Annotated in this window: 14 protein-coding genes and 1 pseudogene; 7 read left to right on the top strand and 8 right to left on the bottom strand. The window is 74.2% G+C overall.

Annotated features, from left to right (window positions below):
• Nucleotides 1–220: 220 nt before the first annotated feature.
• Nucleotides 221–1237: an ArsR/SmtB family transcription factor gene (locus BLU95_RS09300; RefSeq protein ID WP_093859587.1), complete on the bottom strand. Its 1017-nt coding sequence runs from the start codon at nucleotides 1235–1237 to the stop codon at nucleotides 221–223.
• A gap of 55 nt (nucleotides 1238–1292) precedes the next feature.
• Between BLU95_RS09300 and BLU95_RS09295 the strand changes: the two genes are divergently transcribed.
• The gene (locus BLU95_RS09295) at nucleotides 1293–2576 is read left to right on the top strand and encodes an MFS transporter (RefSeq protein ID WP_093859586.1); all 1284 of its coding nucleotides are present in this window, start codon (nucleotides 1293–1295) and stop codon (nucleotides 2574–2576) included.
• Between the two features lie 258 nt (nucleotides 2577–2834).
• Here BLU95_RS09295 and BLU95_RS09290 read toward each other — a convergent pair whose 3' ends face one another.
• The 7 genes from BLU95_RS09290 to BLU95_RS09260 all read right to left on the bottom strand — a co-directional run bounded on the left by BLU95_RS09290 (nucleotide 2835) and on the right by BLU95_RS09260 (nucleotide 8699).
• Nucleotides 2835–4220 carry an 8-oxoguanine deaminase gene (locus BLU95_RS09290; RefSeq protein WP_093859585.1) on the bottom strand — a complete coding sequence of 462 codons (1386 nt, stop codon included), beginning with the start codon at nucleotides 4218–4220 and terminating at the stop codon, nucleotides 2835–2837.
• 55 nt (nucleotides 4221–4275) lie between these two features.
• The gene (locus tag BLU95_RS09285) at nucleotides 4276–5745 is read right to left on the bottom strand and encodes a nucleobase:cation symporter-2 family protein (RefSeq protein WP_093859584.1); all 1470 of its coding nucleotides are present in this window, start codon (nucleotides 5743–5745) and stop codon (nucleotides 4276–4278) included.
• Nucleotides 5746–5959: 214 nt separating this feature from the next.
• Nucleotides 5960–6880 carry a factor-independent urate hydroxylase gene (gene pucL, locus BLU95_RS09280; RefSeq protein WP_093859583.1) on the bottom strand — a complete coding sequence of 307 codons (921 nt, stop codon included), beginning with the start codon at nucleotides 6878–6880 and terminating at the stop codon, nucleotides 5960–5962.
• Between the two features lie 28 nt (nucleotides 6881–6908).
• Entirely contained in the window at nucleotides 6909–7244 is a 336-nt protein-coding gene (gene uraH, locus BLU95_RS09275) for a hydroxyisourate hydrolase (RefSeq protein ID WP_093859582.1), read from the bottom strand.
• A 97-nt stretch (nucleotides 7245–7341) separates the two neighbouring features.
• The gene (uraD, locus tag BLU95_RS09270) at nucleotides 7342–7845 is read right to left on the bottom strand and encodes a 2-oxo-4-hydroxy-4-carboxy-5-ureidoimidazoline decarboxylase (protein ID WP_093859581.1); all 504 of its coding nucleotides are present in this window, start codon (nucleotides 7843–7845) and stop codon (nucleotides 7342–7344) included.
• 201 nt (nucleotides 7846–8046) lie between these two features.
• Nucleotides 8047–8427 carry a helix-turn-helix domain-containing protein gene (locus tag BLU95_RS09265; RefSeq protein WP_093859580.1) on the bottom strand — a complete coding sequence of 127 codons (381 nt, stop codon included), beginning with the start codon at nucleotides 8425–8427 and terminating at the stop codon, nucleotides 8047–8049.
• Nucleotides 8424–8699, bottom strand: a complete 276-nt coding sequence (locus BLU95_RS09260) for a thiamine-binding protein (RefSeq protein ID WP_093859579.1) — start codon at nucleotides 8697–8699, stop codon at nucleotides 8424–8426. The genes BLU95_RS09265 and BLU95_RS09260 overlap by 4 nt, the downstream gene beginning before the upstream one ends.
• Before the next feature lie 218 nt (nucleotides 8700–8917).
• On the opposite strand from BLU95_RS09260, the gene BLU95_RS09255 reads away from it, so the two are divergent.
• From BLU95_RS09255 to BLU95_RS09230, 6 genes and pseudogenes are all read left to right on the top strand, one after another.
• Complete coding sequence (locus tag BLU95_RS09255) at nucleotides 8918–9769, top strand: TIM barrel protein (protein ID WP_231978491.1); 852 nt, start codon at nucleotides 8918–8920, stop codon at nucleotides 9767–9769.
• Nucleotides 9770–9852: 83 nt separating this feature from the next.
• Nucleotides 9853–10740 carry a 2-hydroxy-3-oxopropionate reductase gene (locus tag BLU95_RS09250; protein WP_093859577.1) on the top strand — a complete coding sequence of 296 codons (888 nt, stop codon included), beginning with the start codon at nucleotides 9853–9855 and terminating at the stop codon, nucleotides 10738–10740.
• A gap of 405 nt (nucleotides 10741–11145) precedes the next feature.
• Nucleotides 11146–12288, top strand: a complete 1143-nt coding sequence (locus BLU95_RS09245) for a glycerate kinase (RefSeq protein ID WP_093859576.1) — start codon at nucleotides 11146–11148, stop codon at nucleotides 12286–12288.
• Nucleotides 12289–12433: 145 nt separating this feature from the next.
• Nucleotides 12434–13810 (top strand): allantoinase AllB, encoded by a 1377-nt coding sequence (gene allB / locus BLU95_RS09240; protein ID WP_173862020.1) that lies wholly within the window; start codon nucleotides 12434–12436, stop codon nucleotides 13808–13810.
• Nucleotides 13807–14907 (top strand): annotated as a pseudogene (gene alc, locus BLU95_RS09235) (allantoicase); the annotation flags it as partial. The gene allB and the pseudogene alc, both read left to right, overlap by 4 nt.
• 351 nt (nucleotides 14908–15258) lie before the next feature.
• Complete coding sequence (locus tag BLU95_RS09230) at nucleotides 15259–16719, top strand: catalase (protein ID WP_093859574.1); 1461 nt, start codon at nucleotides 15259–15261, stop codon at nucleotides 16717–16719.
• The last annotated feature ends 246 nt before the right edge of the window (nucleotides 16720–16965 follow it).

The raw sequence follows: 16965 nt of genomic DNA, 5'->3' as shown, positions 1-16965 counted from the left end.
GACCGCACCGCCCCTGCCCGGGCCGAGCAGCCGGACGCCAACGCCCCTGCCCGGCCGAGGCCCACGCTACCGGCCGGGCACGCCGGCGGTCCCCTCCGGTGCGGCGCACTCGGTCCGCCGGGTGCGCCGTTCCGTCCGGTGACACCGGGACCGGCGGACCCGGTACGGCGCTGCTCGGTGCGGCGGCACTCGCTCCGGCGGTCCGGCGCCGTGCCGCCCGTCAGCCGCCGCGGCAGGTCAGCGCGTCACCGAGGGCGCTGCGCCGGTAGAGCACCCGGCGGCCGTGCCGGGTGCGGTCCAGCAGACCGGCCGCGGTCAGCGCCCCCAGATGGCGGCTGACCGCGCCGGGCGTCACCCCCAGCCGGTGGGCGAGATCGGTGGTGCTGGCGGGCGACGCCAGGAGGACCAGCAGCCGTGCCCGGGCCGCCCCGACCAGACCGACCAGCGCGGCCGGCGCGGCCGCCCCGGCCGGCCCGGTCCTTCCGGTCAGGCCCTCCGCCATGGTCGCCCGGCCGCGCGCGGGGTAGGCGATCAGGGGCGGTCCGTCCTGGGTGATGTCGGTCTGCGCACCGATCCCGGCCAGCGTCGGGATCAGCACCAGGCCCCGCCCGGCCACGTCCACCGAGGTGCCCAGCGCCTGGACCGCCGGATTGGAGTCGTTCAGCCGCAGCACCCCGGCCCGCCAGGAGATCCGGGCGTCGAGGTCCGCGAACAGCCCCTCCGCACCGCGTTCCGAGAGCATCCGGCCCCGGTGGGCGAGGTCCGCCTCCAGGACCTCCCGCGCCCGCGGCCACCACGCGGGGGCCAGACAGCGCGTCCAGTACGCCGCCAGCGCCTCCGCCACCCGGTCCCGCAGCACCGCCGGGCGGTCGATCAGCGCGGTCAGCACCGGCGGCAGCGGACTCCCGTCACCGGACCAGGCGGCCAGCACGTCCGTCCTGACCTCCTCCGGCGGTGTCCCGGCCAGCTCCGCGAGTTCGTCGTGGAAGTCCGGCCGGGGCACCGCGGGACGGGGCGTCAGGAAGTCCGGCACGAAGGCGTTCGGCGTGATCAGCGCGTCCAGCAGCGCGGTGTCCAGCGTCTCCCAGCGGTCCTGCCGGCCGGCGATCCACGGCTGCTGCTCCGGGTAGTACCACGGCCAGCGGCGGGCGCGCAGGCCCAGCACCGTCTCCTGCAAGGGGGAGTAGGCGAACCAGGTGGCGGCGAGGTCGTCGACCCCGAGACGGAACTCGAACATTGACCGCAACGGTAAAAGAATTCCGCCCGTCCGGGAACCCCGCTGTCCTTGGTCCATGACCTCCTCCCCCGGCACGGGGGCGCGCCCGCGCGCCTCCGGCCGATGCCTCCTGCCCGCCGACCCGCTGCTGCGCCGACTCGTCCTGATGGGGCTGGTGAACTCCGTCGGGGACGGGCTGTTCGTCACGGTGAGCGTGCTGTTCTTCACCCGCTCCATCGGCCTGACTCCCACCTCGGTGGCGCTCGGCCTCACCGTCGCCGGCGTGTGCGGGGTGTTCGCGGGGGTGCCGATGGGCCGGCTCGCGGACCGGGTCGGGAGCAAGCGGCTGCTGCTGGTGGTCGGTCCGCTGGAGGCGGCGGCCGTGCTCGGCTACGCCTTCGTGCACTCCTTCGCCGCGTTCGTGGTGCTGGCCTGCGCCGCGACGGCGCTGTCGCGCGGGGCGGCGGCGGTGCGAAGCGCGCTGATCGCCCGGGCGTTGCCGGCCGAGGGACAGGTGCGGGCGCGGGCGCTGCTGCGGTCGGTGATGAACGCGGGCCTGGTGGTCGGCTCCGGCGGTGCGGCGCTCGCGCTGCAGGCCGACAGCTGTGCCGGGTACGTGACGGTGCTGGTGCTGGACGCGGTGAGCTTCCTGGGTGCGACGGTGCTGCTGGCGGGCCTGCCGGTGCCGGCCCCGGGCCCCGGGGCCGGCGCCGCCGGGGCCGCCGGCGACCCGGGCGGGCCCCGGACGGCGCTGCGCGACCGCCGGTACCTGCTGGTCACGGCGCTGCACGCGGTGCTGGAGCTGCAGCTCGCCGTGCTGACCGTGGGGCTGCCGCTGTGGATCGTGCTCGGCACCGCGGCTCCGGCGGCGACGGTGGCGGCGGTCAACGTGGTCAACTGCCTGCTGGTGGTGGCCTTCCAGGTGCGGGCGAGCCGGGGTGCGACCGATGCGGCGTCGGCGGCGCGGGTCTGTGCGCGCGGGGCGCTGCTGCTGGCGGGCGGGTGCCTGGTCTACGCGGCGGCCCAGTACGGCCCGGCCTGGGCGGCGGCCGGGGCGCTGCTGGTGGGGGCGCTGGTGCACAGCCTGGGCGAACTGCTGACCTCGGCGGGCGGCTGGACGCTCAGTCTGGACCTGGCGGACCCGCGGGCGCACGGCGAGTACCAGGGGGTGTTCATGAGCGGGCAGGCGGCCGCGCACGTGATCGGGCCGTTGGTGGTCACGCTGACGGCGGTGGACCACGGGGCGGTGGGCTGGATGGTGCTGGCGGGGGTGTTCGCGCTCGCCGGACCGGCGCTGACGGCGGCCGTGCGGGGTGCGGTTCCGGGCGGCGCACCCGGTCCGGCCGTCCGCGTCGGCTGAGCCCGGGCCCGGACCCTCGGGTGCCGGGCGGGTCCGTCGCGCACCGTTGCGGGCGCCCCACGGGGGTGGGAGCCGGCTCCGGTGCGGCGGCACGCCGCGGCCCCGGACCCTCGCCGTGGGTCCGGGGCCGCGGTCCGCCGGCCGGGCGGGTCGGACCGGGAGGGTCCGGGGCCGGCCGGCGGAGTCCGGGTGACGCACCGTCCCTGGGGCGGCCCGGAGTTCGGGGGAGCGGTGTGCGGCGTTCGAAGTGACGGACCGTCAGATTGGGCGGGCGGCAAGCTCCTTGGCGGCCCGGGCGCAGGCCTGCGCGATCCGGTCCTCGTTCACCGTGGTGAGCTGCCCCTTCTCGACGACGGCGTTGCCGTTGACGAGCAGCAGGGCGAGCGGCGGCAGCGCGCCGAGGGCGAGCGCGGCGACCGGGTCGGCGATCGAGGAGTGCATGACGCCGTCGACCTTCCACAGCGCGAGGTCGGCGAGCTTGCCGGCCTCGATCGAGCCGATCTCGTTCTGCCGGCCGAGCACCCGGGCGCCGCCCATGGTGCCCAGCCGCAGTGCCTGCCGGGCGGTCAGCGCGGTGGGGGTGCCGTGCAGCCGGTTGATCAGCAGGGCGTTGCGCAGCTCGGTGCCGAGTTCGCCGGACTCGTTGGAGGCGGTGCCGTCGACGCCGAGGCCGACCGGGACGCCGGCCGCCAGCATGTCGGGGACCCGCGCGATCCCGGCGGCCAGCCGGGCGTTGGAGGAGGGGCAGTGCGCGACGCCGGTCCCGGTCTCGGCGAACTTGGCGATGTCGGAGTCGTTCATGTGGACGCAGTGCGCCATCCAGACGTCCTCGCCGAGCCAGCCGACCGACTCGAAGTAGTCGGTCGGGCCCATCCCGAACAGCTCCTTGCAGAAGGCCTCCTCCTCGGCGGTCTCGGAGCCGTGGGTGTGCAGCCGGACGCCCTTGCGGCGGGCGAGTTCGGCGGACTCGCGCAGCAGCCGGGTGGAGACCGAGAACGGCGAGCAGGGCGCGAGCGCGATCTGCAGCATCGAGTCGGCGGAGGCGTCGTGGTAGCGGTCGACGGCCTCCTCGGAGGCGGCGAGGATCGCGTCCAGCTCCTCGACGGCGTGGTCCGGGGGCAGGCCGCCGTCCTTCTTGCTGCGGTCCATCGAGCCGCGCAGGGCGGTGAAGCGCAGGCCCAGCTCCTGGACGGCCTCGATCTCGGCGCCGAGGATGTCGCCGCCGTCCTTGGGGAACACGTAGTGGTGGTCGGCGGCGGTGGTGCAGCCGGACTTGAGCAGCGCGGCGGCGGAGCCCTGGGCGGCGGCGTGCACGAGCCGGTCGTCGATCCGGGCCCAGGTCGGGTAGAGGGCGACCAGCCAGTCGAAGAGGATGTTGTCCTGGGCGAGGCCGCGGGTGATCCACTGGTAGAAGTGGTGGTGGGTGTTGACCAGGCCGGGGGTGACGAGGTGGCCCTCGGCGTTGATCCGGCGTACCACGTTGTCCAGCCAGGCCGGGGCGGGGCCGTTGCCGACCGACTCGATCCGGTTGCCGAGGACGACCACGTGGCCGCGGGCGTACTCGGTGTCGTGGGCGTCGACGGTGGCGATCGCGGCGTTCTCGATGACGATCCGCTGATCGGTGGGCGGGGGCTGGACTGCCATGGTGACTCCAAGGGGGAGGGCCGGGCGGGCACGGGGCGCATGCCCGCCCGGTGGGTCAGGAGGGTGACGGCGTCGCCGTCGGCACCGACGGGTCGGGCGACCCCTCGGTGGCGGCGCGGCGGGTGGCGCCGAGGTGGTGGAACAGCAGGTTGAGCAGGACGGCCGCGACGCAGCCGGCCGAGATGCCGGAGTGGAGCAGGGTGCGGGCGGCCTCCGGGAAGGCGTCGTAGAAGGTCGGTGCGGCGATCGGGACGATGCCGACCCCGAGCGAGACCGACACCAGGACGGTGTTGGCGCCCGAGTCCAGGCCGGCCTCCGCGAGGGTGCGGATGCCGCTGGCGGCGACCGTGCCGAAGAGCACGATCCCGGCGCCGCCCAGGACGGGCTGCGGGACGAGCGAGACCAGGGCGCCGAGCACCGGGAAGAGCCCGAGCAGGACGAGCAGTCCGCCGCCGGTGGCGACCACGAAGCGGCTGCGGATCCCGGTCAGCGCCACCAGCCCGATGTTCTGGGCGAAGGCGCTGGCGGCGAAGCCGTTGAAGACCGGGCTGACGGCGGTGGCGAGCCCGTCGGCCCGCAGTCCGGCGGCGAGGGTCTTCTCGTCGGCCTCGCGGTCGACGATCCGTCCCAGGGCGAGCATGTCGGCGGTGGACTCGGTCATGGAGACCACCATGACGATGCAGAGCGAGGCGATCGCGGCGGCGTCGAAGACCGGCGCGCCGAAGTGGAAGGGCGAGGGCAGGGCGAAGATCCGGGCCTCGTGGACGGCGCCGAAGTCGGCCAGCCCGAGCGGGAAGGCGAGCAGGGTGCCGACCGCCAGGCCGACGAGCAGGGAGAGCTGCTGCCAGAAGCCGCGCAGCAGCCGGTTGCCGAGGACCACCGCGCCGAGGGTGAGCGCGGCCAGCCCGATGGCCTTGGTGGAGCCGTAACCGGGGGCGTCCGGCGAACCGCCGCGGGCCCAGTTGACGGCCACCGGGAGCAGGGACACCCCGATGAGGGTGATCACGGTGCCCTGGACGACCGGGGGGAAGAACCTGATCAGCTTGCAGAAGTACGGTGCCGCGAGGAAGCACAGGATCCCCGCGACGATCACCGCGCCGAAGATCACCGGGAGGGCGTCCTTCGGCCCGTGCTCCTTCGCGATGGCGATCATGGGGGCGACGCCGGCGAACGAGACGCCGTTGACGAACGGCAGCCGGGCACCGATCCGCCAGACGCCGATGGTCTGGAGCAGGGTGGCCAGTCCGGCGGTGAACAGGCTGGCCGATATCAGGAGGGCGAGTTCGGCGGGGCTCAGGCCCACGCCGGCGCCGACGATGAGCGGGGGAGCGACGACTCCCGCGTACATCGCGGCGACGTGCTGGAGCCCGCTGGTGAGGAGCCTCACCGGGGGCAGGAGCTGGTCCACGGGGTGGACCTCCGGTCCGGACGGCGTGCCGGCGGGGCGTGCCGGTGCGCCGTCCGGGCCGGGTGTTCTCGCAGGGGTGGTACCGCCGTCGGTGCTGCCGGTGTTGCTGGGTGCCATGTCGAGCCCCTCTTGTGCCTCGGCTCTCGGCGCGCCCGTGACGCTGGAGGTGTTCCCGAGGGCGGGGACGGCGGTGCAGAAGTCCCTCGGGCGGGTTCTCCAGCTCCCCGGGCCGGCCGCCGTGAGGGTGGGCACGGTCTCCGATGGGTGGGGGTGGAGAAGCAGGTGGTGCGGAAGGTGCTGCCGGGTGCCGGCGGGAGTCCGGCGGCCGGGCTCAGGCGACCGGGATCACCGGTACGACGCCCTCGCGGTGCACGGTGCCCTCGATGAGGCCGTACATCCGGTCGGCGGCGTAGTAGACCTCGTTCTCGTTCTTGAGCCCGAACGGCTCCAGGTCGACCAGGAAGTGGTGCTTGTTGGGGAGTTCGAGCCGGACCTCGTCGACCTCGGCCCGGTTGTTGAGGACCCGGGTGCCCATCCCGTGCAGGGTCTGCTGCAGCGAGTAGGAGTAGGTCTCGGCGAAGGCCTCGAGCAGGTGCCGCTTGATGTGGGTGTAGCTGCGGTTCCAGTTGGGCTGGGCCTCGTCGTCACGGCCGGTGAAGCCGTACTTCCAGCGGGCGGTGACCTGGGTGGCGAGGATCCGGTCGTACGCCTCCTGGAGGGTGGTGTACTTGTCCTTGATGTAGCCCCAGAACTCCGAGTTGGTGGAGTTCAGCACGACCAGGTCCTTCAGTCCGGAGATCACCTGGACGGAGTCCCCGTCGTAGACGATCTCGCTGGTGCGGACCTCCTGGCCGGTGCGGACGAAGGAGTGCCCGACCTCCTCGGAGCCGATGAAGCGGGCGCTGCTGTCGGGCGTGCGGATCCGGTCCCAGGAGTACTCCTCGATCCGGATCCTGGCCTTGTGCACGACGCCGCGCTCGGTGTCGTCGACGAAGTGCAGGGCCAGCTGGATGCCGAAGGCCTCGGCGGAGTCGATCCCGTACTCCTTGGCGAAGGCGAAGACGGTGTTCTTGGTGGTGTCGGTGGGCAGGCAGTTGGCGTTCGACCCGGTGAGGTGGACGTCGTCGAACTCGCCGGAGAGGGCGACCGAGACGTTCAGGTCCTTGATCTCGTGGCGGGTCGAGTCGCGGTACACGCGGACGATCCGGTTCTCCGCCTTGCCGTACTGGTTCTGACCGAGCACGTGGGCCATGACATGGCTCCCAAATCAATCGATCGGTCTAGCTTCCGCGGTAGACCGAGTATCCGAACGGGTTCAGCAGCAACGGCACGTGGTAGTGGTGCTGCGCGGGCGCGACCGTGAAGACGATCGTGACCTCGGGGAAGAACGGCGGTTCCTCGGACTTCCGGCCGAAGTACGCGGCGGTGTCGAAGAGCAGCCGGACGACCGAGCCCGCCTCCACGGCCGGCAGGTCCTTGGCCCGGCCGTCGGAGTCCGTGGCGGAGGTGCCGAGCACCTGCCAGCCACCCTCGGTGTGCAGTGCGAGCTCGACCGGGACGCCCTCGGCCGGGCGGCCGAGGCTGGTGTCGAGCACGTGGGTGGAGATGCCAGTCATGGGTGAGGTGACCTTACTGATGGCAGAGGTGGTGCGGGGACGCTGAGGTGCTGCGTCAGTGATACCTGAGGCGGTGCCGGAGGAGTCCGAACGACCGTCAGTTGTCGTCGAGCAGCCGGTTGATCCGGATGTCGTTGATCCTGCGCAGTTCGCCCCGGACGATCTCCGCCTCGGTGGCGGGGTCGTTGGGCTGGCGCTCGCGCAGGGCGTCGAGCATGGTGGCCGCGGTGCGGCCGGTCGCGCAGATCAGGAACACATGGCCGAACTTGGCCTCGTAGGCGGCGTTGGCCCGGCGCAGTTCGTCGAGCAGGGCCTCGTCGGCCCCGTGGACGCCGGCCTGCTCGCGCTCGGAGGTGGCGTCGCCCGGCTTGGGCGCGCCGATCCGGGCGTGGCCGGCCATGGCGTCGTGCAGGTCGGAGACGGAGAGCCCGGCCATCGCCGCGGCGTTGGCCTCGAGCAGGGACCGGCGGTCCTTCCACGGACGGGCCGCCGCGACGGCGTCGGCCCAGCCGGGGCTGGTGCAGACGTCCAGCAGGATCTCCTTGAGCTCGGCGGTGTCGGTCGCCGCCAGGGCGTCAAGGGCGTGGGGGTGGTTGGTCACGGGTGGACCTCCTGGAGAGTGGTGCCACCCGCACAAGCTAGATCCGCGGGATCGGGCCGTCAACACTTTGTTGAACGGTTGGTGGTTACGTTTCGCGACGGCCCTGGTCGCGGGGTGTTTCGTGTGTGATGAGACAAGTGCGCCCCGCCGGGGCCCGGGCGAGACTGGCCGGGCCGGCGGGGCGCGCCCCTGCGGGAGGGGTCAGTTCGGCTTCGCGCCGTCCTGGCGGTTGAGGTAGTTGTACACGGTGAACCGGCTGACGCCGAGCGCCGTGGCGACCGTCTCGACGCCGTGCCGGACGGTGAAGGCGCCGCGCTCCTCCAGCAGTGCGACCACGCGCTGCTTCTCCCAGCGGTCCAGCTCGGTCAGCGGGCGGCCGTCGAACTGGCGGGTCATCTCGCCCAGCAGGCGGTCCAGCGCGCTGCTGAGGTGCGGCAGCCGGACGGCCAGCGCCCGTTCGCCCTCCCACTCCAGGACGACGTCCTCGGCCTTCGCCTCGTCCAGCGGGACGGGCGTCGCGCCGACCGCGTCCAGCAGCGGCTTGATCGCCGCGGCGAGCGGGTGTTCGGTCTGCTCGGTCACGGCGTACCGCCCTCCCCGACCGCGCTCCCGTCCCGGGCCCCGCCCTCGGCGAGGACGCTGACCTGGACCGAGATCCGGGTCGCGCCGGCGTCCAGGCTCTCCCGGAGCAGCTTGGACACGGCGGCCAGGACCTGGTCCGCCTCGCCCTCGGCGCCGGTGCCGAACGGGCCCACCGCGACGTCGAGGCCCGCCTCGTCGACGACCTTGCGGGCCGCCACGGCGTGCGGCGGGAACGTGTCCAGTTCGAACGGTTCTGTCGTGAACTCCACCATCAATCGCACCCGCTCACTCTAGCGAGCGGGCGGGCGGCGGTGGGCCGGTCGCGGAGGGCCGGTCCGGGAGGGCCGGCCTGCGGGCCCGGCACTTCAACAATTTGTTGCAGATGCCTTGACAGTCGCTCGATGCCCCGGACATGCTTCCACCAGACAGAATCCCTCTTCCGGATCGTGGAAGTTGCGGATGTCGGAAGAGAGATTACGAGGTGATGGACGTGGCCGCCGAACCGAGCGCCGCCGCCCGGCACAGCTTCACGGTCAACCTGTCGATCCTGTTCGGCGAGCTCCCGCTGCTGGAGCGCCCGGCCGCGGCCGCCGCCGCCGGCTTCACCGCCGCCGAGCTGTGGTGGCCGTTCGGCGAGGAGCACGACCCGTCCGGGGCCGAACTCGACGCGCTGCGCAAGGCCTTCACCGACGCCGGCGTCCACCTCACCGGTCTCAACTTCCTCGACGACCTGACCCGGGGCGCCCGGGGCACCGTCTCGCTGCCCTCGGAGCGCGACCGCTTCCGGGCCAACGTCCCGGTCGCCGCCGCGCTCGCCGCCTCGCTCGGCACTCCGGCGCTGAACGCCCTCTACGGCAACCGCGTCGAGGGCGTCGACCCGGCGGAGCAGGACGCGCTGGCGCTGGAGAACCTCGTGCTCGCCGCCCGGGCCGCCCACGGGATCGGCGCGATCCTGCTGGTCGAGGCGCTGAACCGGCCGGAGTCCCCGGACTACCCGCTGGTCTCCGCCGCCGCCGCGGTCGAGGTGGTGGACAAGGTCAACGCCGCCACCGGCCTGGGCAACGCGAAGTTCCTCTGCGACCTCTACCACCTGGCCCGCAACGGCGAGGACCTCGCCGCGGTCATCGACACCTACGCCGACCGGATCGGCCACGTGCAGATCGCCGACACCCCCGCCCGCAACGAGCCGGGCACCGGCGGGCTCGACTTCGAGGACCTCTTCGCCCGCCTCACCGCCGCCGGCTACACCGGCCGGATCGGCCTGGAGTACCGGCCGTCCACCGGCGTCAGCGCCGACAGTTTCGAGTGGCTCGCGCGGGAGCACCGCGCGGCGGCGCTCTGATCCTCTCCCTCCCCCCTGCTCCTCTCCGCGCACCCGCACCCCGCGGGCGCACCCCGCACGCACGCAACAGAAGGAACGACGCGATGAGCCGCAAGATCGCCTTCATCGGCCTCGGCATCATGGGCAGCCCGATGGCGGCCAACCTGGTCCGGGCCGGCCACCACGTCACCGGCTACAACCTCACCCAGCCGCAGATCGACGCCCTGGTCGCGGCCGGCGGCCACGGCGCCACCAGCATCGCCGACGCGGTGAAGGACGCCGAGGTCGTGATCACCATGGTCCCGGCCGACCCGCACGTCGAGCAGGTCGTGCTGGGCGAGGGCGGTGTCCTGGAGAACGCCCGCCCGGGCACCCTCCTCATCGACATGTCGAGCATCACCCCGCAGACCTCGATCAAGGTCGAGGCCGCCGCGAAGGAGAAGGGCGTCCGGGCCCTGGACGCCCCGGTGTCCGGCGGTGAGGCGGGCGCGGTCGAGGCCGTGCTGTCGATCATGGTCGGTGGCGCCGCCGAGGACTTCGCCGAGGCCGAGCCGCTGTTCGCCGCGCTCGGCACCACCGTGGTCCACGTCGGCCCGGCCGGCGCCGGCCAGACCGTCAAGGCCGCCAACCAGCTGATCGTCGCGGTCAACATCCAGGTGCTGGCCGAGGCCGTGGTCTTCCTGGAGAACGCGGGTGTGGACCTCGCGGCCGCGCTGGACGTGCTCGGCGGCGGCCTGGCCGGCTCGACGGTGCTGAACCGCAAGAAGGCCAACATGCTGGACCGCGAGTTCGCCCCCGGTTTCCGGATCGACCTGCACCACAAGGACATGGGCATCGTCACCGACGCCGCCCGGGCCGTCGGTGCGGCGCTGCCGGTCGGCGCGGTCGTCGCCCAGCTGGTCGCCTCCGCCCGCGCCAACGGCGACGGCTCCCTCGACCACTCGGCGCTGCTGCGCGGCGTCGAGCGGCTCTCCGGCCGCGAGGTGAAGTAGCACCTCCGGCCTCGCCGGCCGGCGGGGTGGAAACACCCGGCCGGCCCCCGAAGCTCCTCCCGGTGGCGTGTACCTGTCCGGTCGTGCCCGCGCCACCGGGAGGCCGACCGGCGGCCGTCGGCCGACGTCGTCCGTCGGCCGCCGGCCGACTCCAGACCCGATCGGCGGGCGGGCCGGGGCTCATCCGCCCGCCCGTCGATCGACCAGGCTGCGACGCGCCCACCCTCACGGGGCACTTCGGTCGTGCACCCGGCGCGTCGCACCGGCTCCCTCCCTCACCGAGGGGAGCCCCTCGTACGTCGGAAGCGGGCGAGGGGAACGGCGGGGAGGGAGCCGCTCCCGGGCCGCCCGGGCCCATGCTTGACGAACCATCTGCCAGACCAGCCCGGAAGTGAGGCCCACGCCATGCCCGCCACCCCCCACCAGGGCCATGTGGTCGTAGCTCCCGACAAGTTCAAGGGCACCCTCGAAGGTGCCCAGGCCGCCGCCCGGATCGCCGCCGGCATCCGCCGCGCCGCGCCCGGCACCGAGGTGCGCGAACTGCCCGTCGCGGACGGGGGCGAAGGCACCCTGGCCGCAGCCCTCGCGGCCGGTTTCACCCGGGTCGCCGCCAAGGTGGCCGGCCCCACCGGTCTGCCGGTGGACGCCGCGCTCGCCGTGCGGGGCACCACCGCCGTGGTCGAGCTGGCGCAGGCCTCCGGGCTGGCCCGGCTCCCCGGCGGGCGGACCGCCCCGCTCGCGGCCGGCTCCTACGGCGTCGGCCAGCTGATCGCGAGGGCGGTCGCCCAGGGGGCCCGGCGGATCGTGCTCGGCCTCGGCGGCAGCGCCGGCACCGACGGCGGGGCGGGCATGCTCCAGGCGCTCGGGGTCTCGCTGCTCGACGCCGACGGCGCCGAGCTCCCGCCCGGCGGCGCCTCGCTGCGCCGGCTGGCCCGGATCGACCTCGGCACCTCGGCCCGCACCATGGAGGGCGTCGAGGTGGTCGTCGCCTGCGACGTGGACAACCCGCTGCTCGGTCCGCGCGGAGCCGCCGCCGTCTACGGCCCGCAGAAGGGCGCGGACGCCGAGGACCTGCTGGTCCTGGAGGAAGGTCTGACCCGGTTCGCCGACCTGGTCGCCGCCACCGTCGGCCGCGACGTCCGGGAGGCCCCCGGCGCCGGGGCCGCGGGCGGGGTCGGCTTCGCCGCGCTGGCCGTGCTCGGCGCCACCATGCGACCCGGCATCGAGCTGCTGCTCGACCTGCTGGGTTTCGACGGGGCGGTGCGTGGGGCACGCCTCGTCGTCACCGGCGAGGGCTGCCTGGACGCGCAGACGCTCCACGGCAAGGCCCCCGCCGGCGTCGCCGCGGCGGCTGCCCGGGCGGGGGTTCGGGTGGCCGCCGTCGCGGGGCGGGTGGAGCTGTCGGAACGGGAGTGGCGGTCCGCCGGCTTCGTCGCGGCCTACGCGCTCAGCGAGTTGGGCGAGACCCCGGGCGAGGGCATGACCAGGGCCGGAGAGCTGGCCGAGGTCGCGGGCGAGCGGCTCGCCGCCGACTTCCTGCGCCGCTGAGCCGGCGCCGGTCGCGGGCCCGTACCGCCGTCCGCTCGTAGTTTCCTCCATTGACGTTTTGTTGAAGGCGGGCCTAGGCTCCGGGCCATCCTTCGGCGCACCCACTCGTACCAGCCATCCCCTCATCAGGCTTCGGAGGTTCCCCATGCCCATCAGCGAGACCGAGGTGATCCGCTCCCGCCGGGTGGTCCTGCCGGACGGCGAGCGCCCCGCGGACGTGCTGGTCCGGGACGGGAAGATCGAGCGGATCGCCCCCCACGGCACCCTCCCGGCCGACGGCCACCGGGTGACCGACCTCGGCGACACCGCCCTGCTCCCCGGCCTGGTCGACACCCACGTGCACGTCAACGAACCCGGCCGCACCGAGTGGGAGGGCTTCGCCACCGCCACCCGGGCCGCCGCCGCCGGCGGTGTCACCACGATCGTCGACATGCCGCTCAACTCGGTGCCCCCCACCACCACCCCCGCCGGGCTCGAGGCCAAGCGCAGCACCGCCGAGGGCCAGGCCTGGGTCGACCTCGGCTTCTGGGGCGGCGCCGTCCCCGACAACCTCGCCGACCTCGAACCCCTGCACCGGGCGGGCGTGTTCGGCTTCAAGTCCTTCCTGGCGCCCAGCGGCGTCGACGAGTTCCCGCACCTCGAAGCGGCCGGACTGGAAGCGGCGCTGGCCGAGCAGGCCCGGATCGGGGCGCTCGCCATCATCCACGCCGAGGACCCGGCCGTCCTGGCCGCCGCGCCCCAGCAGCCCGGCGTCCACTACCGGGACTTCCTCGCCTCCCGCCCCGACGGCGCGGAGACCGCCGCCGTCGCCCGACTGCTGGACGCGGCCCGCCGCACCGGCGCCCGGGTGCACGTCCTGCACGTGTCCTCGGCGGCCGTCCTGCCGCTGCTGCGCCGGGCCAGGGCGGACGGTGTCCAGGTCACGGCCGAGACCTGCCCGCACTACCTGACCCTCGCCGCCGAGCGGATACCGGACGGCGGGACCGCTTTCAAGTGCTGCCCGCCGATCCGCGACGAGGCCAACCGCGACGCGCTCTGGGAGGCCCTGGCGGCAGGGGAGTTCATCGCCGTCGTGTCCGACCACTCGCCCTCCACCCCGGACCTCAAGCTGCTGCCCGAGCACGGCGGCAGCGGCGACTTCGCGGCCGCCTGGGGCGGCATAGCCTCCCTCCAGCTCGGCCTGCCGGCGGTCTGGACCGAGGCCCGGCGGCGCGGCCGCACCCTGGCCGAGGTGGTCGGCTGGATGTCGGCCGGACCGGCCCGGCTGGTCGGCCTCGACGGGCGCAAGGGCGCCATCGCGGTCGGCCACGACGCCGACCTGGTGGCCTTCGACCCCGACGCCGACTTCGCGGTCCACGCCGCCGAGTTGCACCACCGCAACCCCGTCACCCCGTACGCGGGCCGCACGCTCGCCGGCGCCGTGCGCACGACCTGGCTGCGCGGCCGGGTCGTCGACCCGGGCGGCGAACCGTTCGGCGTCCAGCTCACCCGCCCCAGCACCCCGTCCGAGGAGATCCAGTGACCACGGTCCCCGCCCAGAGCGCTCCCGCCACCGCCGGTACTCCTGGCGGGGCCGACGCCCCCGCCCGCGCGCCGTTCACCGAGCTGGTGAACCTCGCCTCCCGCGCCCTCGGCGCCGGTGTCGTCGCCACCAACGAGGACACCTTCGCGGACGCCGAGAACCTGCTGGTCGCCGCGCCCGCCGAGTTCCGTCCGCACACCTTCGGCCACAAGGGCCAGATCATGGACGGCTGGGAGTCCCGCCGCCGCCGCGGCGCGAGCGCCGGGCAGCCGCACCCCACCGACGAGGACCACGACTGGGCGGTGGTCCGGCTCGGCGCCGCCGGGGTGATCCGCGGACTGGTCGTCGACACCGCGCACTTCACCGGCAACTACCCGGAGAGCGCCTCGGTCGAGGCCGCCTCGATACCCGGTCACCCCTCGCCGGCCGAGGTCGCCGCGGCCGAGTGGGTGGAGGTCCTGCCGCGCACCCCGCTGCGGGGCGACACCGCCCACGCGTTCCCGGTCGACTCGGCGGCCCGGTTCACCCACGTCCGGCTCAACATCTTCCCCGACGGCGGGGTGGCCCGGCTCCGCGTGCACGGCGAGGTGCTGCCCGACCCGCGCGAACTGGACGGCCTCACCTTCGACCTGGCGGCCCAGGAGCACGGCGGTGTCGCCGAGGCCGCGTCCGACCGCTTCTACTCCTCCCCGCACAACCTGAACGCTCCCGGCCGCGCCTCCGTCATGGGCGAGGGCTGGGAGACCCGGCGTCGGCGCGACAAGGCCAACGACTGGGTGCGGATCGCCCTGGCCGGGGGCGGTGAGGCCCTGGCGGTCGAGGTGGACACCACCCACTTCGTCGCCAATGCCCCCGGCTGGGCCGACCTGGCCGGTTACGACGCCTCCGCCGGCGGGGACCCGGCGTCCGACGCGGACGGCTGGTTCCCCCTGCTGCCGCGCACCCGCCTCCAGCCCGACACCCGGCACCGGCTGCGGCTCGCCCCGGGCCGCCCGGTGACCCATGTGCGGATCGACGTCCACCCGGACGGCGGCCTCGCCCGCCTGCGGGTCACCGGCCGCCTCACCGAGGCGGGCCGCGCCGCCCTCGCCCTGCGCTGGTTCGACGCCGTCCCGGCCGCGGAGGCCGCGGCGGCGCTCACCGAGGCCGGTCTGACCGCCGCCGAGGCCGCCGAACTCACCGCCGCCCGTCCGCTCGGCGGACCGGTCGCGGCCCGGGCCGCCGTCGCCGGGCTCAGCCCGTCCGACGGGCCCGACGGCGAGCACTCCTCCCGCCGCCGCTCGGCCGCCTGGCGACTGCTCGGCATCTGAGCATCCGAGCGTCCGGGCAGCCGAGCAGCCGGGCCGGCCGGCGCCGGGCACCGGCTCCGGCGGCCGCGCCGCGCCGGTCCTGATGCCACGTCACACCCCTCTCCGCGCAAGACCCTTATCGACACCGAAGGACCCGTCATGCCCAAGATCCTGACCACGGAGTCCGGCGCCCCGGTCGCCGACAACCAGAACTCGGCCTCGGCCGGCGCGTACGGCCCGCTGCTGATCCAGGACCAGCAGCTGCTGGAGAAGCTCGCCCGGTTCAACCGCGAGCGCATCCCGGAGCGCGTCGTGCACGCCCGGGGCTCCGCCGCGTACGGCTACTTCGAGGTCACCGACGAGGTGTCGCAGTACACCCGTGCCGCGTTCCTCGGCGAGGTCGGCAAGCGCACCGAGCTGTTCCTGCGCTTCTCCACCGTCGCGGGCAACCTGGGCTCCAACGACGCCGTCCGCGACCCGCGCGGCTTCGCGGTCAAGTTCTACACCGAGGAGGGGAACTACGACCTCGTCGGCAACAACACCCCGGTCTTCTTCATCAAGGACCCGCTGAAGTTCCCGGACTTCATCCACTCGCAGAAGCGCGACCCGTTCACCGGTGTCCAGGAGGCCGACAACGTCTGGGACTTCTGGGCGCACTCGCCGGCCTCGACGCACCAGATCACCTGGCTGTTCGGCGACCGGGGCATCCCCGCCTCCTACCGGCACATGAACGGCTACGGCTCGCACACCTACCAGTGGGTCAACGCCCAGGGCGAGGCGTTCTGGGTGAAGTACCACTTCAAGACCAACCAGGGCATCCGCTCGCTGGACGCCGGGCAGGCCGCCGAGGCGGTCGGCGGCGACGCCGACAGCCACCAGCGCGACCTCCACCAGGCCATCGAGCGCGGGGTGTTCCCGACCTGGACGCTCTACGTGCAGCTGATGCCGGTCGCCGAGGCGGCGGACTACCGCTTCAACCCGTTCGACCTCACCAAGGTGTGGCCGCACGCCGACTACCCGCTGGTCAAGGTCGGCCGCCTGGTGCTCAACCGCAACCCGGAGAACGTCTTCGCCGAGGTCGAGCAGTCCGCGTTCTCCCCGAACAACTTCGTGCCCGGCATCGGCCCGTCCCCGGACAAGATGCTCCAGGGCCGGCTGTTCGCCTACGCCGACGCCCAGCGCTACCGCCTCGGTGTCAACCACACCCAGCTGCCGGTCAACGCGCCCCGCGCCACCGAGGCCGCCAACTACGGCCGCGACGGCCTCGGCGCGCTCAACCCGGCCGGGCGGGGCAGGAACTACGAGCCCAACTCCTACGACGGCCCGGCGCAGACCGACGCGGCGCTCGCCGCGCCGACCGAGCTGACCGGCTGGACGGGCACCTACACCACCCCGGCCCACACCAAGGACGACGACTTCTTCCAGGCCGGGGAGCTCTACCGGCTGATGTCGCAGGGCGAGAAGGGCCGCCTGATCGCCAACCTGGCCGGCGCGCTGGCCCAGGTCACCCGCGACGACATCGTGGAGAAGAACCTCGCCCACTTCCACGCGGCCGACGAGGAGTACGGCACCCGGCTGGAGGCCGCGGTGGCGAAGCTGCGGGCCGTCGACGAGTCCTGACCCCCCGTTCCCGGGCGGCCGGCCCCGCACGCCGGCCGTCCCTCCGGGCCGGGCCGTTCCCCCGATGGCAGTCGGGGGAACGGCCCGGTCGCGCGTGCCCGCCGGTCCGCGCCGGGGCCGCCCCGCTTCCCCCGGTTCCAGCGGGCTCCGGGGCCGCGCGGGCGTGAACGGGCGCAGGGCGGGGCATATGCCAGTCAAGCGATTCACCGTGTCCGCCCGAATATTCCACGAGGGGGAGATGGTGGC

The sequence above is a fragment of the Streptomyces sp. TLI_053 genome, from assembly GCF_900105395.1.
Classification (GTDB): domain Bacteria; phylum Actinomycetota; class Actinomycetes; order Streptomycetales; family Streptomycetaceae; genus Kitasatospora.
Note: the sequence above shows the minus strand (reverse complement) of the source record. Positions and strands in the feature narration are given on the sequence as shown.